This window comes from Leifsonia sp. NPDC058248 (assembly GCF_042881905.1).
Classification (GTDB): Bacteria; Actinomycetota; Actinomycetes; order Actinomycetales; family Microbacteriaceae; genus Leifsonia.
The window spans coordinates 117,186-135,810 of sequence record NZ_JBHVXB010000004.1; the positions used below are offsets into that span (position 1 = coordinate 117,186).

Genomic DNA, 18,625 nt, shown 5'->3' on the forward strand with positions numbered 1-18,625 from the left:
CATGAACTTCTGGGATTTCGTCGCATATTTCTTCTGGATCTTCGTCTGGGTCGCGTACCTGATGGTCTTGTTCTCGATCATCGCCGACATCTTCCGCGACCACTCGCTGAACGGCTGGCTGAAGGCCCTCTGGATCATCTTCCTGGTCTTCGTCCCGTTCCTCACAGCGCTCATCTACCTCGTCGCCCGCGGCCGCGGAATGTCCGAACGCCAGATGGCGATGGCGCAACGGGAGCAGGCCGACACGAACACGTACATCCGGTCGGTCGCGTCCACCGGGTCGGCGGCCGACGACATCGCGAAGGCCAAGACCCTGCTCGACTCCGGCGCGATCACCCCTGCGGAGTTCGAGACGTTGAAGGCGCACGCGCTCGGAACATCCCGGCCCGCCGCGGTCTGATCGGCTGACGACGACCATGACCGAAGAAAGCGTGCCGACACCGAAGGATGCCCGGCCGGGCGGCGTCACCGTCGTGGCCGTGCTGACGTGGATCTCCGGAGCGATCAACCTCATCACCGGCCTCCTGCTGCTCTTCCAGCTGGCCAATGAGGACATGGTCGCGCAATTCGGCGGTCCGGCACTCCTCATCACCTTCGCCGTCGCCGTCATGATCCTGGGGCTCGTCGTCCTGATCGTCGCCGGCGGCCTCTTCCGCGGGAGCAACGGAGCCCGCGTGGTCTCCGCGATCTTCCAGGCGCTCTCGATCGTGGGCGCCATCCTGCTCTCGGTCGGCGCGCCGTCACTCCTCTGGACCACCGTGCTCAGCATCCTGGTCTCCGTCGCCGTGATCGTGCTCCTCTTCACGGGACGCGCGAACCGGTTCTTCGGGTCGTCGTAAGACGCCAAGAAGACGCGGGTTCAGTACTCAGGACCGGATCGGCACCCCCACGTCGGCCCCACCCTCCCGGGTGAGCCGCGCGCCCATCGCGATCATCGTCGGCGCCGGCACGAAACCGCCGGCGAACAGCGCCTCCCCCTGCCGGAAGCGCGGCGACCGGGCCAGCATCGCCGGCGGCACGAACCCGAAGATCGTGGCGAGCTCGTCGAGGTCGAGCGGCGACGTCATCTTCATCAGAGCCAGGTTGTCGCACTGCGAGATGATGCTGGGGTGGATGCGCGACGGGCGCTGCGTCGAGAGCAGCAGCCACAGCCCGAACTTGCGGCCCTCGGCTGCGATCTGGATGAGACGATCGCGCACCGCACGCGGCAACGGCCCCTGGGCGTCGGGCGAGCACAGGTTGTGAGCCTCGTCGATCACGATCAGGATGGGACGCCGCTGCTCGCGTTTCGCCCACAGGTCGTCGAGCACCGCGAGGGCGACGACGAGCGACTCGTCGGGGTAGCCGAAGCCGCCGAGATCGAGAACCGTCGCATCCGGGCGGGTGTCCAGCACGTCGGTCACAGCCGCGAACTCGCCGGCCCACACCTCCCAGTCGATCAGGCGCAGATTCTCGATGCGGGCCGCCAGTGCGCGCGCTGCGGGGGTTTCGCGCTCCAGCAGCTTCGGGATGATCTGATCGGCGTCGAGCACGCCGACCGTCTCCTCGATGTGCATGAGCTCGTTGTACTCCGCACGGTCGTCCAGCGGGTCGAGCCGGAGCACGGCCGCCTTCGAGGGCAGCGGCATGTCGACGAAGCGCACTCGCAGGGAGTCGTGGTCGGACGGGCCGGGCCGGAGGATGCGGATGTCGCGCTGCGCGAGCATCCGGTGCTCGTCGGAGGCCGCCGATTCGTCTCCGCTGGGTTCCCGCAGTCGCACGAAATCGGCGTTCGGGTCGAAGACGACCATCGGCAGGCTCGTGTGGAGGAGCAGTTGCTCCATGAGAACACCGAGGGCATAGGTCTTGCCCGACCCGCTCTGACCGCACCAGAACGTGTGGCGGTTGAACCGGTGCGGCAGTAACCGGGCCGGGATGCCGTCGGACGCGATCAAGGAGCCCACGTTGAGCGTCCCGCCCGCCTCCGCGAAGACGCGATCGATCGTGTCGGCATCCGTCGCGGTCAGCTCGGCGACGGTGAAGGCGAACGAGTGCTTGACGTCCAGCCGGCCGTCGGCGTCGAGGACGCCGACGATCTTGCCGACGCCCGTCAGCGAGTCGTCCGGGGCGAATCTGACATCGTCGATCTGACCGATCTGGCGGCGGCCGCCCGTCTCGGTCAGCGTGACGAAACCACCGGGATCGACCGGGGTGCCCAGGGGCCCGCGGAACTGGAACAGCCGTCCGTCGAGCGACGCCGCCGTAGCGGTCGACCAATCGACGTTCACAGGCTCGCTGCTCACCGGAGCGGCCTAGGCCGCCTTGACGTTGCGTCCGAACGTGATCGCCCGGACGATCTGGATGATGCCGAGCACGATCAGGCTGATGCCCGCGATGATGAACAGCACGACGAAGCCCCACAGCGGCGAGAAGAGCAGAACGATGCCCGCGATGATGCTCAGGATGCCGAAGAAGAGCGCCCAGCCGCGGGAGGGCGCGTCGCCCAGCTGCGCCAGCGTCACGGCCCCTTCGACGATCCAGGCGATGCCGATGAGGATGCCGAAGAACACCGCGAGAACCGCGGTCGTCGACTGCAGGTTCGCGAAGGCGAGAATCGACGCGATGACCATCAGGATGCCGAAGACGATGTCGAGTGCCCGCGCTCCGCCGCTGAGACCCTTCGAGAAGATCCCGATGCCCAGATAGGCGAGCCCGGCGACGAGGAGGTAGATGCCGAGCAGCACGGTGAGCCCTGCGGCGGCCGTCTTGGGCCAGAAGGTGATCACCACTCCGATGATCAGTGCGACGGCACCGCTGATCCCCAGCGCGACGCGCACGCTGTTGATGGCGGACTGCGTCATGTCTTTGCCGTTGATGGAGAAAGAGGCGAACATGGACGGTTGTGAAGTGGACATCATCGGATCCTTTCGCTGCATTTGACCGGACACTATCGCGGCACGGCGGGCCGTGTCCATCGAATCGCGGGGACAGCCGACATCGGCCGGAACGGTCCCGCAGCAGCGGCGAGAGGGTCTCAGCCCCGGTCGCGGCGCCGTCGGGCGAGGCGCCGCTCCCGCCGCGACATCGCGGCGTACTCGGCCTCTTCTCGCTCCCGGGCCTCCTGCTGCTCGCGGTACCGGTTCGTCCGGCGCTCCTGACGTTTCGCCAGCTCCTCCTCGATGTCGCGCGTCGGCGTGACGACCGGTGGGCCGCCCCGCAGCTGGCGGCGCGCCTCGACGACCCGCCGGTTGAAGTCCTCGAGCAGTTCGCGGGCGGCGTGTTCCGACGACGCCGCATCCAGCCGTGCGTTCAGCTCGGCGTCCTCGGTGCGGAGGGTGAGCGCGGGCGGGCCGAGTCCGGTGAGGCGCTCCCGCTCGATCTTCTGCCGGATCCACCAATTGGGGTCGTGCGTCTGTCGCAGGTTCTGAAGCGGCTTCCCTGCACCCGGGAGGTTGTCGAAGTCGCCCCGGCGCATCGCCTGGACGATAGACAGCTCGACGAACTGCGCCCGCTGCTCCATCGTCGGCTGCCCGGCGTTGGCGTCCTCCTCCGCCTCGCCGGACTCCTCGATCAGCCGGTCGACCTGGTAGCGGGCCGCATTGAGTCTGGAGTCGCTGCGCTCCTTCTTGCCGGCCACGACATCCAGCCTAGATTTCCCGGCGGCGTCCGTCGAGCCCGACCCTTCGACGCTCGCCGCGTCCTTGCCTCCGGTTGCGATGGAGGGCATAGTCGGAGCAACACCTGCGACAACACGAGGGGACGTCGTGATGGATCAAAAACCGCCCACCGAGTCGATCGAAGCAGCGAACCGCAGCCTCCTGTCAGCGCTCCCGTTCGACGACACCGCCGACTTCGATGACACCGACCGGGGGTTCCTCGCGGCGCTCGAACCCGGCGTCGTCACCGCAGCCGACGGTCGCGTCGTGTGGGACAGCGACAGCTACTCTTTCCTGCGCGGGGACGCCCCCGCCTCGGTCAATCCCAGCCTCTGGCGGCAGTCGATCCTGGTTGCCAAGCAGGGCCTGTACGAGGTCGTCGAGGGCATCTACCAGGTGCGCGGGCTCGACCTGTCGAACATCACGTTCGTCGAAGGCGCCACGGGGGTCATCGTCATCGACCCCCTGATCTCCACCGAGACCGCGTCGGCGGCGCTCGGGCTCTATCGCGCCCACCGGGGCGACCGACCGGTCGTCGCCGTGATCTACAGCCACAGCCACGTCGACCATTTCGGCGGCGTGTTCGGCGTCGCCTCCGAGGCCGACGTCAAGGCCGGGCGCATCCAGGTCCTCGCTCCGGAGGGTTTCGTCGAGCACGCGGTCTCCGAGAACGTCTACGCCGGAACCGCGATGAGCCGCCGCGCCGGCTACATGTACGGTGCGGTGCTGGACCGGGGTCCGCAGGGACAGGTCGGAGCCGGCCTCGGGCAGACCACCTCGTCCGGCGAAGTCGGCCTGATCGTGCCCACCCTCGAGATCCGCGAGACCGGCGAGAAGCACACGGTCGACGGCGTCGAGATCGAGTTCCAGCTGGCTCCCGGAACCGAGGCCCCGGCCGAGATGCACTTCTACTTCCCGGCGTTCCGCGCGCTCTGCATGGCCGAGAACGCCACCCACACGCTTCACAACCTGCTCACCCTGCGCGGCGCGCTCGTGCGCGACCCGCACGTGTGGTCGACCTACCTGACCGAGGCGATCGACACGTTCGGCCCCAAGACCGACGTCGCCTTCGCATCCCACCACTGGCCCACCTGGGGCCAGGACCGGGTCGTCGAGTTCCTGTCGACGCAACGCGACCTGTACGCCTACCTGCACGATCAGACGCTCCGGATGCTCAACCAGGGCCTCACCGGAGCCGAGATCGCCGAGGCCATCCAGCTTCCGCCCCAGCTCGAGCGGGCGTGGAACACGCACGGCTACTACGGGTCCGTCAGCCACAATGTGAAGGCCGTCTACCAGCGCTACATGGGCTGGTTCGACGGCAACCCCGCACGACTCTGGCCGCATCCGCCCGCCGAGCTGGCCACGCGCTACGTCGACGCCCTCGGCGGGATCGACGCCGTCGTCGCGCTGGCGCAGAACGCCTTCGACGCCGGCGACTTCCGCTGGGCCGCGACGCTGCTCGACCACGCCGTGTTCACCGACGCCGACCACAGCGCCGCCCGCACGCTCTATGCCGACACCCTCGAGCAGCTCGCCTACGGTTCCGAGAACGGCACCTGGCGCAACTTCTTCCTCTCCGGCGCGACCGAGCTGCGCGATGGCAACTTCGGCACTCCGACAGCCACCGCCGCCCCCGCGATCGTCGCACAGCTGAGCATCCCGCAGCTCTTCGACTCGCTCGCGCTCTCGGTGGACGGGCCGAAGGCGTGGGACCTCGATCTCTCGCTCGACGTGACGTTCACCGACCTCGGGACCGACTACCGCGTCACGCTCCGCAACGGCGTCCTGATCCACCGGGAGCGCGCGGGCGACGGAAGCGTCCAGGCCACCCTCGCTCTGACCAAGCCCCGGATGCTCGCGCTGCTGGCCGGCGACACCACGAGTCCCGGCATCGCCGTCGGCGGCGATGCGAGCGTGCTGCCGTCGCTGCTGGGCGTACTGACCACCGGTGACCCGTCGTTCGACATCGTCACCCCGTAGGCGCGCCGCTCAGAACTTGTTGCCGAGCGCTTTGTTCTTGATGGCGTCGAACTCGCCCTGCGAGATGATCCCCTGGTCGAGCAGGGTCTTCGCCTTCTCGATCTCATGCGCCGGATTGGCCATCGGCGTCGACCCGTTGTAGTCGTCGTCCTCTTTCACCACCACGTAATCGCCGGCCCGGCGTTCGGCCATGCCGCGTCCGCGAGCGATCAGGTAGACGAACGCACCGAGGAAGGGGACGAAGATCAGGAAGATGACCCAGAGCGCCTTCCACCAGCCGTTGAGCTTGTGGTCGCGGAACAGGTCGATGATGATGCTGAAGAGAGCGATCAGGTAGACCGTGTACGCGAAGATCCAGAAGAAGAACCAGATCACGTTGCCCGAGTTGTTCCAATTCACTGCGATCCCCTTAGCGCTCGGCGCGGACGCTCCGCGCGGTGCACACAGGCTATACCCAGCCCACCTGCTGACGGCTAGAGGCATTTTCGCGGGTCGCGATCAGGGTCACGCGCTCACCACGTCGAGATGTGACCGCCCTACACGCGGCTCGTGGTCGAGTCGCCCGAGAAGCGCTGCGCCAGCCACACCGGGATGACCGCGACGACGACCAGCACCGCCGCGACCACGTTGACGACCGGCGCCTGGTTGGGGCGGAAGAGGTTGCTGAAGATCCACAGCGGCAGGGTCTGGATGGCCGGGCCGGCCGTGAACGTCGTCACGACGATCTCGTCGAAGCTCAGTGCGAAGGCCAGGACCGCGCCGGCGATCAGCGCACCCCGCACTCCGGGAAAGGTGACCCGCCAGAACGTCTGCCATCCGGTGGCGCCGAGGTCGGCCGACGCCTCCTCGAGCGAGGTCCCCATCCGGCGCAACCGCGCTTGCACGTTGTTGTAGACGATCACGATGCAGAAGGTCGCGTGACCGATGATGACGGTGGCGAGCCCCAGAGCGACCCCGAAGGGGCCGAGCACCTGCACGAAGGTCGCGTTCAGCGCGATGCCGGTCACGATCCCCGGCAGTGTGATCGGCAGCACGACCAGGAAGCTGATCGTGTTGCGGCCGAAGAACGTGTACCGCTGCACGGCGAACGCGGCCATGGTGCCGAGCACCAGCGCGATGAGCATGGCGCAGACCCCCGCGAGCACGGAGGTGCCGAGGGCGTTCAGCGCGCCGCTCGACGTCAACGCCTTCTGCCACCATTCGAGTGTGAAGCCGGTGGGCGGGAAGCCGAAGGTGCGCGAGCTGTTGAACGAGTTCAGCACGATGAGCAGCAACGGGATGTAGAGGACGGCCAAGCCGAGGGCCATCCAGATGTAGAGCGTGACGCGCAGGGCGGTGGGCAGTCTCATCACACGTTCTCCAGGGCGCCGGTGCGTCGTATCGCGAATAGGTACAGGATGATCGCGGCGAGCGGTATCAGCGAGAGCGCGGCCGCGAAGGGCTGGTTGTTCGCGGTCACCAGCTGTCCGTAGATCAGGTTCGCGAGCAGCTGGGTCTTGCCTCCGACGATCCCGACCGCGATGTAGTCGCCGAGGGTCAGCGAGAACGTGAAGATGGAGCCGGCTGCGATCGCCGGGAACACCAGCGGCAGGGTGATCGAGCGCACGGTGCGCCAGGCACCCGCGCCGAGATCGAAACTCGCCTCGAGGAGCGAGTCCGACACGCGATCGAAACCGGCGTACACCGGGATGATCATGTAGGGCAGCCACAGATACGCGAGCGTGATGACAGTCGCGGTCAGGCCGTAGCCCGGACTGTAGCCGCCGGTGACGAACGCCAGCGGGCCGTTCGGGGCGAGCAGGATGCGCCACGCGTACGCCTTGACGAGGTAGCTCGCCCACAGCGGGGTCGTCACGGCGACCAGCAGGGCGACCCGCGCGCCCGGAGACGCGACCTTGCTCATGAACAGGGCCATCGGAACGGCGATCACCACATCGATCACCGTCACCCCGAGAGCGACCAGGATGGTGCGGAGCGCGACCGTGCCGAAGAGCGGGTCGGTGAACAGCCGGGCGATGTTGTCGAGCGTGAACGTCTGGACGACAGCGCCGGTGAAGTCGTCGACCGACCAGAACGCGGAGACGAGCATGACCGCGATCGACCCCAGGTACATCACCACGAGCCAGAGCAGCGGGACGCTGAGGAGCAGCGCCAGCCGTGCCCTGGGCCTCGTGGAGAGGTAGCCGGGCGATCGGGTCGGGACTAGCCCCTGATCTGCTGCCACGCGTTCACCCAGTCGGTGTACGAGGTGCAGTCATCGCCCTTGCCGTCGACGCACTGTTTGGTGGGCGTCGTCCAGTAGTGGATCTTCGACGCGTACGCCTCGTCGGTCGCGTGGTACTGGGTGCAGAAGTCGGGGTCGCTCGTTTTCTCGCAGGCGAGGGTCTGGGCGGGCGCCTCACCGAACCACTCGGCGACCTGCGCGTTCACCGAGGCCGACGTGATGTAGTCCATCCACTTGTACATGCAGTTCGGGTGCTTGGACTTGGACGAGACCATCCAGGTGTCCGACCATCCGGTCACGCCCTCCTTCGGGACGACCGTCTCGACCTTGACCTTCGCGTCGGAGTTGATCAGATTGGCGATGACCTGCCAGGTCGTTCCGACCACCGAGGTGCCCGACTCGAACGCTTGAACCGCCTTGGTGTAGTCCGACCAGTACTCCCCGATGTTCGCGTTCTGCTTCTTGAGCAGAGCGACGGACGCGGCGAGCTGTTTTGTCGTGAGAGAGTACGGGTCGGTGATGCCGAGCGACGGATCGGACGACTTCAGGTAAAGCGCCGCATCGGCGATGTAGATCGGAGAGTCGTAGGCGGTGACCTTCCCCTTGTATTTGCTCGCGTCACTGAAGACGGCCGACCACGACGTCGGTGCCGGCGTCACGGTCGACGGCGTGTACATCAGGAGGTTGGCGCCCCAGCCGTGCGGGATGCCGTACATCTGCCCGTTGACCGAGTTCCAGTTGCCGTTCTTCAGGAACGACGAGATGGTCGTGTAGTTCGGCACGAGCTTGGTGTTGACCGGGGCCACGTCGCCGCCGTAGATGAGGCGCAGCGTGGCGTCGCCCGACGCGGACACCCCGTCGTACTGCCCCGTGCGCATGAGCTGCACCATGTCGTCCGAGGTCGCGCCGTAGGTGGTGTGCACGATGCAGCCGGTCGCCGTCTCGAACGGATGCACCCAGTCGACCGACTTGTCGTTGCTCCCGTCCTCCGCGTAGCCGGCCCAAGCGATCAGGTTGAGCTGGCCTTCGCCGGCGCCGACCGATGATGCCATCTTCTCTGCGGGCGGCGTCGCCCGCTTGGAGGGTGACGTGCCGCCCGACGAGCATCCGGACAGTGCCAGCGCGGCTGCGAGAACGACGGCCGCCCCCACTCCTGCTGTGCGAAACATCCTTCTCATGATGTGCCTCTCGTTCCTGTGCTGTGGTGGTGATGCTGTGCTGGTGACGCTGTGGCGGTGGCGCTCAGTCGGAGATCCTGCGCAGGGCGGCGGCCGGCCACGACAGTGTGACCTCGCTGCCACGCCGGATGCTCGCATCGAGCTCCCCCGCCGTGTTGAGCACCGTCGAGCTGAGTGTGAGCCCGGCCGGCCCGTCCACGACGATGCGGGTGATGGCGCCGGCGTAGACGACGTCGCGCACCACTCCGTCCAGGTGCGGAACGCCGGGGGCGACAGGCGCGCCGCGCAGGACGACGGACACCTTCTCCGGACGCACCGCGAACGAGCCCGACATGCCGAGCACATCGCGTGCGGCATCCGGTCGGATGAAGTTGGACGAGCCGACGAATCCGGCCACGAACGCGGTCGCCGGGAACTCGTACACTTCCTGGGCGTCGCCGAGCTGTTCGATGCGGCCGTCGTTGAAGACCGCGAGGCGATCGCAGAGGGTGAGCGCCTCATCCTGATCGTGGGTGACGAACACGAAGGTGATGCCGACGTCGCGCTGGATGGCTTTGAGCTCGAGCTGCATCTGCTCGCGCAGCTTGAGGTCGAGCGCGCCGAGGGGCTCGTCGAGCAGAAGTACCTTCGGGCGCTTGACGAGTGCGCGCGCCAGTGCCACGCGTTGACGCTGGCCGCCCGAGAGCTGTGTCGGCCTGCGGTCGCCGAACGCGCCGAGGCGCACCATCTCCAGCGCCTCGCCGACGCGCCGCACGCGCTCCGCCCTGGGCACCTTGTCGACGAGCAGGCCGTACTCGATGTTCTTCGCGACGGTCATGTGCGGGAAGAGGGCGTAGTCCTGGAACACGGTGTTGACGTTCCGGCGGTACGACGGCAGGCCCGTCGCGTCCACACCGTCGAGGAAGACCGAGCCGGCGGTCGGCGTCTCGAAGCCGGCGATCATCCGGAGCACGGTGGTCTTGCCGGAGCCCGACGGTCCGAGCATCGCGAAGAACTCGCCGTCGTACACGTCGAGGTCGACCCCGTCGACCGCGGTGACCGTTCCGAACGTCTTGCGTACGCCGCGCAGCGAGATCTGCGGTGCGACCTCTGCCGTCCGCTCCGCAGCGGAGGCCAGGCCGATGGGAGAGACCCGATTCGCGTCGGATGGTGCTGATTCCGAAGGTTCAATCGGGTTATTGCTGCGGAATGCGGTCATTTCCGCCTCTCGGGGAACGGTTTGAGTTGAGGTAATGCAACCACGCGCGCATTCCGTCGTCAAGGAGTTTTCCGTGGACCGCTCCGCGTGCGGTCCACACCGGGTCAGCACTGTCACCCCGAAGGGATGATGCCTCCGCAACACCCCGAGGTGCAGTGTTGGAGTATGAGGAAGACGCGTATCGCCGTGGCGGGGATGCTCGGGATCGCCGTCCTGGTCGGCTTGGCCGGATGCGACCTGTTCGCGCCTCAGGAGACGAAGTACATCACGGAGACCAGTGACGGGGTCAGCGGTACGACGGGACAGGTGTTCGTCGGCAACGCTGTGCTCGTCACGTCCGACGGAGGGGTCGGCAACCTGGTCGCCACTCTGGTGAACACGGACGAGAGCAGCCACCACGTGACTGTGCAATACGGGCCCGCGAACACGACGCAGGAGTTCACGGTCGAGGCCGGCGACTCTCTGCAGCTCGGCACACCGGGCGATTCCATCGTGCTGGTCGAGGATCCGGATGTCGTCGCCGGCGCCCTGTTCCCTGTCTCGTTCCAGCAGGCGGACACGACCGCGATCACGCTCGACGTGCCCGTGCTCACCGGAGCGCAGCAGCCGTACTCCGACCTGACGCCCGAGAAGGTGAAATCCAGCACCCTGCCGAGTTCCGGGTGAGGTCGTGCCCGGCCCGCATCCGGTCGAGCCGATTTCCTGTCGATTCGGTGTGATTCGCTCCCCCGAGCGCGAATCCGCATAAGGTCAGCAGTACGGAGCCGTCCGGTTCCCGATCGAGGGAGCCAGCCATGTCAGACAAGTCACCGAAGAAGAACGGCACGAAGACAGTCGCGGCCAAGTCGCTCAAAGAGAAACGCCTCGATAAGCGCGCCAAGTCGGACTCGAAGGCGCACACCGACGCCGTCTCCGACATGAAGAAGCGCTGACCGACCCCAGACCTCTTCAGGCCATGGCGCTGGCGCGGTGGGACGAACTCACCACCGCACCAGCGGTTCTTCAGTTCGCCCGCCCAGCGGGCTTCAGCACGATGACGTTCCACGACACCGGCGTGAGCGCGACGTGGTCGACGGGACGGCTGGCCGGCGTCACCGCGCGCGGGGCGTCGGCGCTGTTCGTGGCCCGCGGATCCCCCGTCAAGACGCGGTGCTCGACGACGCGGTAGTCCGTCAGCGTTCCGCCGAGCGTGAGATCGAGCTCCGACACCGTGTCGAGCGAGCGGTTCGCGGCGAAGATCACCACCTCCCCGTTCTCATCGTTGATGGTGGCGGAGGCCACCACGGCGTCGACTTCGCCGTACTTGGCGGTCGCGAATTTCGGCGACGTGGTCTCGAGCCGGAGGGTGCGCGTACCCGCGAGCTGCGAGACGTCGGCGAACGGGAAGAACGTGGTCTGCCTCCACACCCGGCCGCCTGGCTCGGTGGTGATGGGAGCGATCACGTTGACGAGCTGCGCCAGGCAGGCCATCCGCACCCGGTCGGAGTGGTTGAGCAGCGAGATCAGCAGCGTCCCGACCACGACCGCCTCGGCGACGTTGTAGACGTCTTCCGCGATGTCCGGGGCATCGCGCCAGGCTTCGCGCGTGCCGTCGAACGAATGGAATTCGGTCTGGTGCCAGACGTTCCACTCGTCGAACGACAGATCGATGGTCTTGTCGCTGTGCAGCTTCCCTTTGATGTGGTCGGCGGTCGCCACGACCGAACGGATGAAATCGTCCATCGAATCGGATGAAGCGAGGAAGCTCTCGAGGTCGTCGTCGAGTTCTTCGTAGTAGTTGTGCAGCGAGATGTAGTCGACCTGCTCGTAGGTCTCCTCGAGCACGGTCGCCTCCCATTCTCCGAAGGTGGGCATCCTGCTGTTGGAGCTGCCGCACGCGACCAATTCGATCGTCGGGTCGACCCGGCGCATGGCCTTGGCGGCCTCGACAGCGGTGCGCGCGTACTCCTGGGGCGTCTTGTGACCGATCTGCCACGGCGCGTCCATCTCGTTGCCGAGACACCAGACCTTGACGTTGTGCGGCTCCTGCACGCCGTGGGATCGGCGGAGGTCCGACCAATAGGTGCCGCCGGGATGGTTGCAGTACTCGACGAGCGAGCGCGCAGCATCCACGCCGCGGGTTCCGAGATTCACGGCGAGCATGAGCTCGAGGCCGGCCCGTTTGCTCCACGCGGCGAACTCGTTCAGCCCCACCTCGTTCGTCTCGCGGGTGCGCCAGGCCAGGTCGAGCCGCACGGGCCGGTCCTCGACCGGGCCGACACCGTCCTCCCAGTTGTAGGCGGACACGAAGTTGCCACCCGGGTAGCGCACCATGGTCGGCCCGAGGCTCTTCACCTCCTCGAGCACGTCACCCCGGAACCCGAAGGCATCGGCCGTCGGGTGTCCCGGTTCGTAGATCCCCGTGTAGACGGTCCGCCCCATGTGCTCGACGAAGGTGCCGAGCAGACGGCGGTCGAGGGTTCCGACGGTGAACGAGTCGTGCAGGACGATGCGGGTCGCGCTCATGCTTTCAGTTCCAACGGTTCGACGCGCTTGATGATGAACCCGAATGAGATGATGCCGAGGATCAGGAACGCGAACGTCATGATCAGCGGCGCTGTGAACGAGCCTCCGGTCGCGTCGAGCAGTGCGCCGACAGCGATGGAGACGATGATGCCCGCGACGCTTCCCGCGAAGTTCATCAGGCCGGCGAGCGACCCGACGTGGCGGGTCGTCGGAGCGAGCTCGCCCGGGAGGAGCCACACGCTCGCGTTGGCGAAGGTCAGCGCTCCGTAGGAGAGCGAGAGCAGGGCGATCGCGATCGGAGCGCTGTTCGTGAACAGCGAGAGAAGGATCGACGTCGAGACGATGAGGCCTCCGACGATGCAGGTCTTGCGTGCGCGGGTGCTGCCCCAGCCCCGGCGGATCAGGCGATCGGCGACGACGCCGCCGAGCCAGCCGAGTGGAACGGCGACGAGCGCGGGGATCGGGCCGAGAAGACCGAGCGACGGGAGGTCGAAGTGCCGGCCGTCGACTAGGTAGGTGGGGAACCAGGTGACGAACCAGTAGATGACGAAGGCGATGCAGAAGTTGCCGAGCATCATGCCCCAGACCGACCGGAACTTGAGCAGGTCGACCCAGCGAACGCGCGGACCCTTGAGGGCGGCCTCCTGCTGCTGCTCCTGATCGCGCTCGATGTAGTCCAGCTCCTGCGGGGTCAGGCGCTTGAACTCCCGGGGGCTGCGGTAGAAGAGATACCACGCGACCGCCCAGGCGACACCGAGCAGACCGGTGATCGCGAACGACTCGCGCCATCCGAGCACGCTGATCACCAGCACCACGATCGGAAGGGACAGCGCCGTGCCGACACGCGAACCGCTGTCGAAGATGGCGGTGGCCAGACCGCGCTCGCGGCGCGGCATCCATTCGCGGACCGCCTTGACGTTGCTCGGATATCCCGGCGCTTCGCCGAGTCCGAGGAGGAGGCGGAGCGAGAGCAGCGACGCGAATCCCTGAGCGAGAGCGGTCGCGGCGGTGAACACCGACCAGAGGAGGGCTCCGAGCGCGTAGCTGCGACGGGCGCCCACCTTGTCGACGAACCATCCCGCGAAGAGCTGGGCGACAGCATAGGTCCAGAAGAATCCCGACAGGATCAGTCCGATCTCGGTGCTGTTGAGTGAGAACTCCTTCTGGATGTAGGGAACGGCGGCACCGAGGTTGGCGCGGTCGATGTAGATGATCGAGGTCCCGATGAACGCGAGCGCTACCACCATCCAACGCACATTCCCGCGTGGCCTGACGACCTTTTCGGAGTCGCCGCCTTCGCGGTCCCGTGTCTCGATAGTGCGTTCTGTCATGTCGCTGGACATGCGTGTTCCACTCCTTGCTGCCACCCGGGCTCGGCGATGAGGACTACCTGGCGTATCACTTCCATCGCCCGGCTCAGCGAGGCACTTGTATGATATGTGATAGCTTGCGACGCGATGGTGCCCTTGTCAAGTCGATCGTCAGGACAGTTCGAACCCGACGCGACCCTGCCGCAGGTTCTCCCGCATCGCCTGTGCGGCCCCGTCGCCGTCACCCGCTTCGATGCGGTTCAGGATGATGGCGTGCGCCTCGACGAGTTCCGACGCCTCGCGCCCCGAACTCAGCCAGCCGTCCCATACCCGCAGGAGGAGTTGATCGAGCAGCGGGGTCATCGCGTCGATGGTCACTGCCATCAGGTCGTTGCCGCTCGCGTCGACCACGGCGCGGTGGAACGCCCGGTCGGCTTCATGAAGGTCGTCGACCGTCCGCGCCGCACGCAGCTCCGAGAGCTTCACCTTCAATGCGTCGATGTCGGACTCGCTCGCTCGAAGGGCGGCGAGTCTGGCCGCCGCCACCTCGATGGACTCCCTGAGCTCCTGAGCGGTCTCCAGGCTCCCGCCCTGGATCGCGAATCGCATGCGCACGATGCGTTCGAGCTGGCGGCTTCCGGGCAACGCCACGACACTCGCGCTCCCCTGCTGGTTCTTCACCAGCCCCTGGCCGGCGAGCTCTGCCAGAGACTCGCGGACGACGGTGCGGCTGACCCCCAGCGTCTCGGCCAGCTCGCCTGCGCTGGGAAGAGGATCACCCTCCTTGAGGCCGCGCTCGCGAATCAGTTCGAGCACGGCGTCGGCAGCGAGTGTGGTCAGTGACGGGCGTTGGAGTCGACCGGACATTGCATCTCTCTTCCGCGAGTGGGTTCACATATCCTACAAGTGTGCCTCCCGGTCGCCGCGGACCTCGGCGCGCGAGTCGCGCGCGTCAGCTTCACGCAGAAGTCAGTGGCCACTCGCGGAGACGCCGACGACGACGGCGAACCCGATGGCGACCCCGATGACGACCACGGCGCCGATCGCCGGGCCGAGCCACACCCGGAGACGGCGTCTCCTCGACGGTGCCGGTGTCGGTCCCGGATCGGGCTGCTCGTTCAGGGGCGGATACCCGCCGAACGCGCCATCCGGCGGGGGTGTGTTGACGGGCGTCGACGCTTCGTTGCGGTCGGCGGAGTTGTCTGAAATGGGATGCCCTTTCTGCCATGCACGGTCGAGGAGGATGTCGTGACGCGACGAACCGGCTAGTTGACGTTGTTCGCGTAGTTGGCGACGATGACCACGAAGAGCACGCAGCCGACGATGCCGAGAACGATCGCCCAGGTGGACGCCGCCATACCGACCTTGCCGAAACCGGAACGACCGAGGTGCTCGGCCTCGCCGCGCCCTTGGGCTCCGAACACGATCGCCAGGATCGACAGGATCATGACCGGGTTGACGAGAAGGCTCACGAGCGCGAGGACGAGCGCGGTCGTCGCCTTCTTGTTCGTCGGTGCGGCCACGGCTTGCCTGACCGGGTACCCGTACGGGTAGGCAGGCGGCGGGGCAGGAACCCCCGACGTGTGCTCCGTCCACACACTGCCGTCCCAGTATCGGGTCACCCCGGGTGTCATCGGGTCCGGATACCAGCCTGCCTCAGCCATGCGTCTCCTGTCGGGTCGTCGACAGTCTGGCGGTGGGCGCCACGCCGGCCAACCCCCAGATGGGGTGATGGGCGCGGTCGACGCTACCCGGTCACCCGGAACCAGAGGTGCGTCGCGGCCGGCGTCACCGCGACCCGGGTTCGCTCGAGGCCGATCGCGTCGGTGAGCGAGCCGAAGAGCGGTGTCCCGCCGCCGAGCAGCACGGGCACGACGTGCACCCTGATCTCGTCGACGAGGCCGAGCGGGAGAGCCTGCTGCATCACCGTTGCCCCGTGCAGGCCGACGATCTTGTCACCCGCCGCGACACCGGCCTGCTCGATCGCACTGGCAACTCCGTCGGTGACGAAGGTGAACACCGACGGATATGACGTGGTCGGCATGGTGTGGGTGACCACGAAGCACGGTGTGTCGCCGGCGGGGCCACTGTCGCCCCAGCCCCCGTCGCCCTCGTTCTTCTCGAACGACGTGCGACCCATCACGACCGCGCCGGCGCCGTCGATCATCTCCTGCAAAATCGCGCGATCCTCATCGGTCGCCTGGTCGAAGATCCAGTCGTGCAGCATCCCTGCGCCGTCACCGAACGGATTCTCACGACTGTCATTGGGGCCGGTGACGTAACCGTCGAGAGACATCGACATGTCGCAGATCACGAGGGCCATGAGAATTCTCCTTCCACGGCCCGGGGCCGAGAAATCCGCTTGAGTTGCCGTGTCGTGCGCTCACGAGTGTGTCACCGACCGTCGAGGAGCGCTACGCCTCGGCAGTGGGTGCTGCCTTCGGTCTGCGGTCTGCGTACGCGAGGGTATTGCCCTGCGGGCGGTCCGGTCATACGTTTGGCAAGAAAATTGGCGACCGACGACCGTTGGCCGCCAACTCATATGTCAGGAGATCTGGATGCGCAAACATGCTCTCGGAGTTTCCCTGGTAGCGATCGCGGCACTCGTCGCGGCGTTGACCGGAGCGGGCGCGGCTACCGCTGCCCCCGCCTCGAAACCCGTTCCGAACTCGACACCCGGGTGGCTCAGCCACGGAAAGAACCTCGGGGCCGCGTCCCCGAATGCACCCGTCAACGTGCGGGTGTACCTCGCGCCGAACGGCGGACTCGACGCGCTGAAAGCCGCGGCGACCGCCGCGTCGAGCCGCCATCAGTTCCTCACTCCGGCCCAGTACCACGCGAAGTTCGACGCCACCGCTGCCACCGTCGGCGCAGTGAGCGGATGGCTGACCGGTGCGGGCCTCAAGGTGAGCGCAGACGCGAACCATCGCTACCTCGACGTCACCGGCAGCGTAGGGGCTGCGAACAAGGCGTTCGGCGTCTCCATCGCGAACTTCACGCACGATGGCCTCACCGTCCAGGCACCGACAGGACCGGCGAGCGCGCCTGACGCGGTCGCTGCCTCCGTCATCGCCATCTCGGGACTCGACACAACCGTTTCGGTCGTCCAGCCCCTGACCCAGAAGCCGTCGCCACCCAGCGCCGGATTCCGCAATGCGCCGGTCTGTTCGCACTGGTACGGCGATGCGACCCCTGCCACGGTTCCCACGCCGGACGGAACGACACTGCCGTTGTTCAACGGGGCGACGCTGCCCTACGCACCGTGCGGGTACACCGGTCCCCAGCTGCGCAACTCCTATGAGGCAGGCGCGACAGCGGGTCTCGACGGCCGCGGAGTGACGGTGGCGATCACCGACGCCTACGCCTCGCCGACGGTCGAAGCCGACGCCAACCGCTACGCGACCGACAACGGCGACAAGGCGTTCACCGCCGGCCAGTTCACGCAGAGCATGCCCGACTCGTTCCGCCAGGTGCAGAGCAACAAGTCGCCGAAGCAGTGCGACGCGTCCGGCTGGTACGGCGAGGAGACGCTCGACGTCGAGGCGGTGCACGCGATGGCGCCTGCGGCGAACATCCGGTACTACGCGGGTAAGAGCTGCCAGGACACGGATCTGCTCGACACGTTCAGCCGCATCAACGACGAGGGCGTCGCGGACATCGTGACGAACTCGTGGGGCGGCGTGGGCGATGTCGTGAAGCCGACTCTGCTGCAGGCCTATGAGACCGCATTCCTGCAGGGAGCAGTCGAGGGCATCAGCTACGCGTTCTCCACCGGCGACTCCGGCGACGAGGTCACCAACCTGGGCACTCCGCAGACCGACTACCCCGCTTCCGATCCGTACGTGACCGGCGTCGGCGGCACTTCGACAGCGATCACCCAGGCGGGTGTGACCGGTGAGACCGGCTGGCAGACCACCAAATACACGATCGTCAGCAGGGCCTGGTCGCCGACCACGCCGTTCCTCTACGGCGGCGGCGGCGGGTATTCGTCGAACATCGCGGAGCCCGACTACCAGCTCGCGGCCGGCATCCAGAGCCCGAACGGCGGCCGTGCGCTGCCCGACGTGTCGATGGATGGAGACCCGACGACCGGAATGCTGGTGGGCCAGACGCAGTCCTTCCCGGGCGGCGCCGCCTACGACACCTACCGGATCGGCGGAACGAGCCTCGCATCACCGCTGTTCGCCGGCATGACGGCGCTGAAGATCCAGGCCAGCGGTCACGGCCTCGGCCTGCTCAACCCGATGATCTACGCCGACCACGCGGGCTTCCACGACGTGACCGGCACGGGCATCGATGCGGGCAACATCCGGGTCGACTTCGTGAACGGGCTGGACGCGTCCGGCGGGTACACCTACTCGGTGCGTTCGTTCAACACCAAGAACACGACCCTCACGGTCGGTGCCGGATGGGACACGGAGACCGGTTGGGGCAGTGCCCGGGCGGGATGGCTCACCCCGGCACCGTAAGGTCCCGACACCAGAAGGGCCCGGCGATCGCCGGGCCCTTCTGTTTTTCGTCCTGCGTTCGTCGAACGGGGTGGGTGTCAGCCGCCCGGCGCGCGTCCCTGTTCGGGGTGTCGCCGGCCCAAG

Annotated in this window: 19 protein-coding genes; 6 read left to right on the plus strand and 13 right to left on the minus strand. The window is 67.0% G+C overall.

Annotated elements, in window-relative coordinates; genetic code table 11:
• Position 1: 1 nt before the first annotated feature.
• Positions 2 to 400, plus strand: coding sequence for an SHOCT domain-containing protein (locus ACFVV5_RS08105; RefSeq protein ID WP_387241660.1), 399 nt, complete (start codon positions 2 to 4; stop codon positions 398 to 400).
• A gap of 16 nt (positions 401 to 416) precedes the next feature.
• The gene (locus tag ACFVV5_RS08110) at positions 417 to 839 is read left to right on the plus strand and encodes a hypothetical protein (protein WP_387241663.1); all 423 of its coding nucleotides are present in this window, start codon (positions 417 to 419) and stop codon (positions 837 to 839) included.
• A 27-nt stretch (positions 840 to 866) separates the two neighbouring features.
• Here ACFVV5_RS08110 and ACFVV5_RS08115 read toward each other — a convergent pair whose 3' ends face one another.
• From ACFVV5_RS08115 to ACFVV5_RS08125, 3 genes are all read right to left on the minus strand, one after another.
• Positions 867 to 2,282, minus strand: coding sequence for an ATP-binding protein (locus ACFVV5_RS08115; protein ID WP_387241665.1), 1,416 nt, complete (start codon positions 2,280 to 2,282; stop codon positions 867 to 869).
• Positions 2,283 to 2,291: 9 nt separating this feature from the next.
• Positions 2,292 to 2,894 (minus strand): HdeD family acid-resistance protein, encoded by a 603-nt coding sequence (locus ACFVV5_RS08120; RefSeq protein ID WP_387241668.1) that lies wholly within the window; start codon positions 2,892 to 2,894, stop codon positions 2,292 to 2,294.
• Positions 2,895 to 3,013: 119 nt separating this feature from the next.
• Entirely contained in the window at positions 3,014 to 3,706 is a 693-nt protein-coding gene (locus ACFVV5_RS08125) for a DUF1992 domain-containing protein (RefSeq protein ID WP_387241671.1), read from the minus strand.
• A gap of 40 nt (positions 3,707 to 3,746) precedes the next feature.
• Between ACFVV5_RS08125 and ACFVV5_RS08130 the strand changes: the two genes are divergently transcribed.
• Positions 3,747 to 5,618, plus strand: a complete 1,872-nt coding sequence (locus ACFVV5_RS08130) for an alkyl/aryl-sulfatase (protein ID WP_387241674.1) — start codon at positions 3,747 to 3,749, stop codon at positions 5,616 to 5,618.
• Positions 5,619 to 5,627: 9 nt separating this feature from the next.
• Here the strand turns inward: ACFVV5_RS08130 and ACFVV5_RS08135 are convergent, their stop codons facing one another.
• The 5 genes from ACFVV5_RS08135 to ACFVV5_RS08155 all read right to left on the minus strand — a co-directional run bounded on the left by ACFVV5_RS08135 (position 5,628) and on the right by ACFVV5_RS08155 (position 10,218).
• Positions 5,628 to 6,017: an SHOCT domain-containing protein gene (locus ACFVV5_RS08135; protein WP_387241677.1), complete on the minus strand. Its 390-nt coding sequence runs from the start codon at positions 6,015 to 6,017 to the stop codon at positions 5,628 to 5,630.
• A gap of 137 nt (positions 6,018 to 6,154) precedes the next feature.
• A complete protein-coding gene (locus ACFVV5_RS08140; RefSeq protein WP_387241680.1) occupies positions 6,155 to 6,967 on the minus strand; it encodes an ABC transporter permease in 813 nt (270 codons plus the stop codon).
• On the minus strand, positions 6,967 to 7,842 hold the full coding sequence (locus ACFVV5_RS08145) for an ABC transporter permease (RefSeq protein WP_387241683.1): 876 nt from the start codon (positions 7,840 to 7,842) through the stop codon (positions 6,967 to 6,969). Before ACFVV5_RS08145 ends, ACFVV5_RS08140 begins: the two co-directional genes overlap by 1 nt.
• The gene (locus tag ACFVV5_RS08150; RefSeq protein WP_387241686.1) at positions 7,821 to 9,011 is read right to left on the minus strand and encodes an ABC transporter substrate-binding protein; all 1,191 of its coding nucleotides are present in this window, start codon (positions 9,009 to 9,011) and stop codon (positions 7,821 to 7,823) included. Before ACFVV5_RS08150 ends, ACFVV5_RS08145 begins: the two co-directional genes overlap by 22 nt.
• Before the next feature lie 73 nt (positions 9,012 to 9,084).
• Positions 9,085 to 10,218 carry an ABC transporter ATP-binding protein gene (locus ACFVV5_RS08155; protein WP_387241689.1) on the minus strand — a complete coding sequence of 378 codons (1,134 nt, stop codon included), beginning with the start codon at positions 10,216 to 10,218 and terminating at the stop codon, positions 9,085 to 9,087.
• 165 nt (positions 10,219 to 10,383) lie between these two features.
• On the opposite strand from ACFVV5_RS08155, the gene ACFVV5_RS08160 reads away from it, so the two are divergent.
• Complete coding sequence (locus ACFVV5_RS08160) at positions 10,384 to 10,884, plus strand: hypothetical protein (protein WP_387241692.1); 501 nt, start codon at positions 10,384 to 10,386, stop codon at positions 10,882 to 10,884.
• A 128-nt stretch (positions 10,885 to 11,012) separates the two neighbouring features.
• On the plus strand, positions 11,013 to 11,150 hold the full coding sequence (locus ACFVV5_RS08165) for a hypothetical protein (RefSeq protein ID WP_387241695.1): 138 nt from the start codon (positions 11,013 to 11,015) through the stop codon (positions 11,148 to 11,150).
• Positions 11,151 to 11,220: 70 nt separating this feature from the next.
• Here the strand turns inward: ACFVV5_RS08165 and ACFVV5_RS08170 are convergent, their stop codons facing one another.
• From ACFVV5_RS08170 to ACFVV5_RS08190, 5 genes are all read right to left on the minus strand, one after another.
• The gene (locus ACFVV5_RS08170; protein ID WP_387241698.1) at positions 11,221 to 12,723 is read right to left on the minus strand and encodes an alpha-N-arabinofuranosidase; all 1,503 of its coding nucleotides are present in this window, start codon (positions 12,721 to 12,723) and stop codon (positions 11,221 to 11,223) included.
• Positions 12,720 to 13,970 (minus strand): MFS transporter, encoded by a 1,251-nt coding sequence (locus ACFVV5_RS08175; protein ID WP_387241701.1) that lies wholly within the window; start codon positions 13,968 to 13,970, stop codon positions 12,720 to 12,722. Before ACFVV5_RS08175 ends, ACFVV5_RS08170 begins: the two co-directional genes overlap by 4 nt.
• A 234-nt stretch (positions 13,971 to 14,204) precedes the next feature.
• Complete coding sequence (locus tag ACFVV5_RS08180) at positions 14,205 to 14,900, minus strand: FadR/GntR family transcriptional regulator (protein WP_387241703.1); 696 nt, start codon at positions 14,898 to 14,900, stop codon at positions 14,205 to 14,207.
• 398 nt (positions 14,901 to 15,298) lie between these two features.
• Positions 15,299 to 15,697 carry a DUF2510 domain-containing protein gene (locus ACFVV5_RS08185; RefSeq protein ID WP_387241706.1) on the minus strand — a complete coding sequence of 133 codons (399 nt, stop codon included), beginning with the start codon at positions 15,695 to 15,697 and terminating at the stop codon, positions 15,299 to 15,301.
• A gap of 83 nt (positions 15,698 to 15,780) precedes the next feature.
• The gene (locus tag ACFVV5_RS08190; RefSeq protein WP_387241709.1) at positions 15,781 to 16,356 is read right to left on the minus strand and encodes a dihydrofolate reductase family protein; all 576 of its coding nucleotides are present in this window, start codon (positions 16,354 to 16,356) and stop codon (positions 15,781 to 15,783) included.
• 235 nt (positions 16,357 to 16,591) lie between these two features.
• Here ACFVV5_RS08190 and ACFVV5_RS08195 point away from each other — a divergent pair, with 235 nt between their 5' ends.
• Positions 16,592 to 18,502, plus strand: a complete 1,911-nt coding sequence (locus ACFVV5_RS08195; RefSeq protein ID WP_387241712.1) for a protease pro-enzyme activation domain-containing protein — start codon at positions 16,592 to 16,594, stop codon at positions 18,500 to 18,502.
• The last annotated feature ends 123 nt before the right edge of the window (positions 18,503 to 18,625 follow it).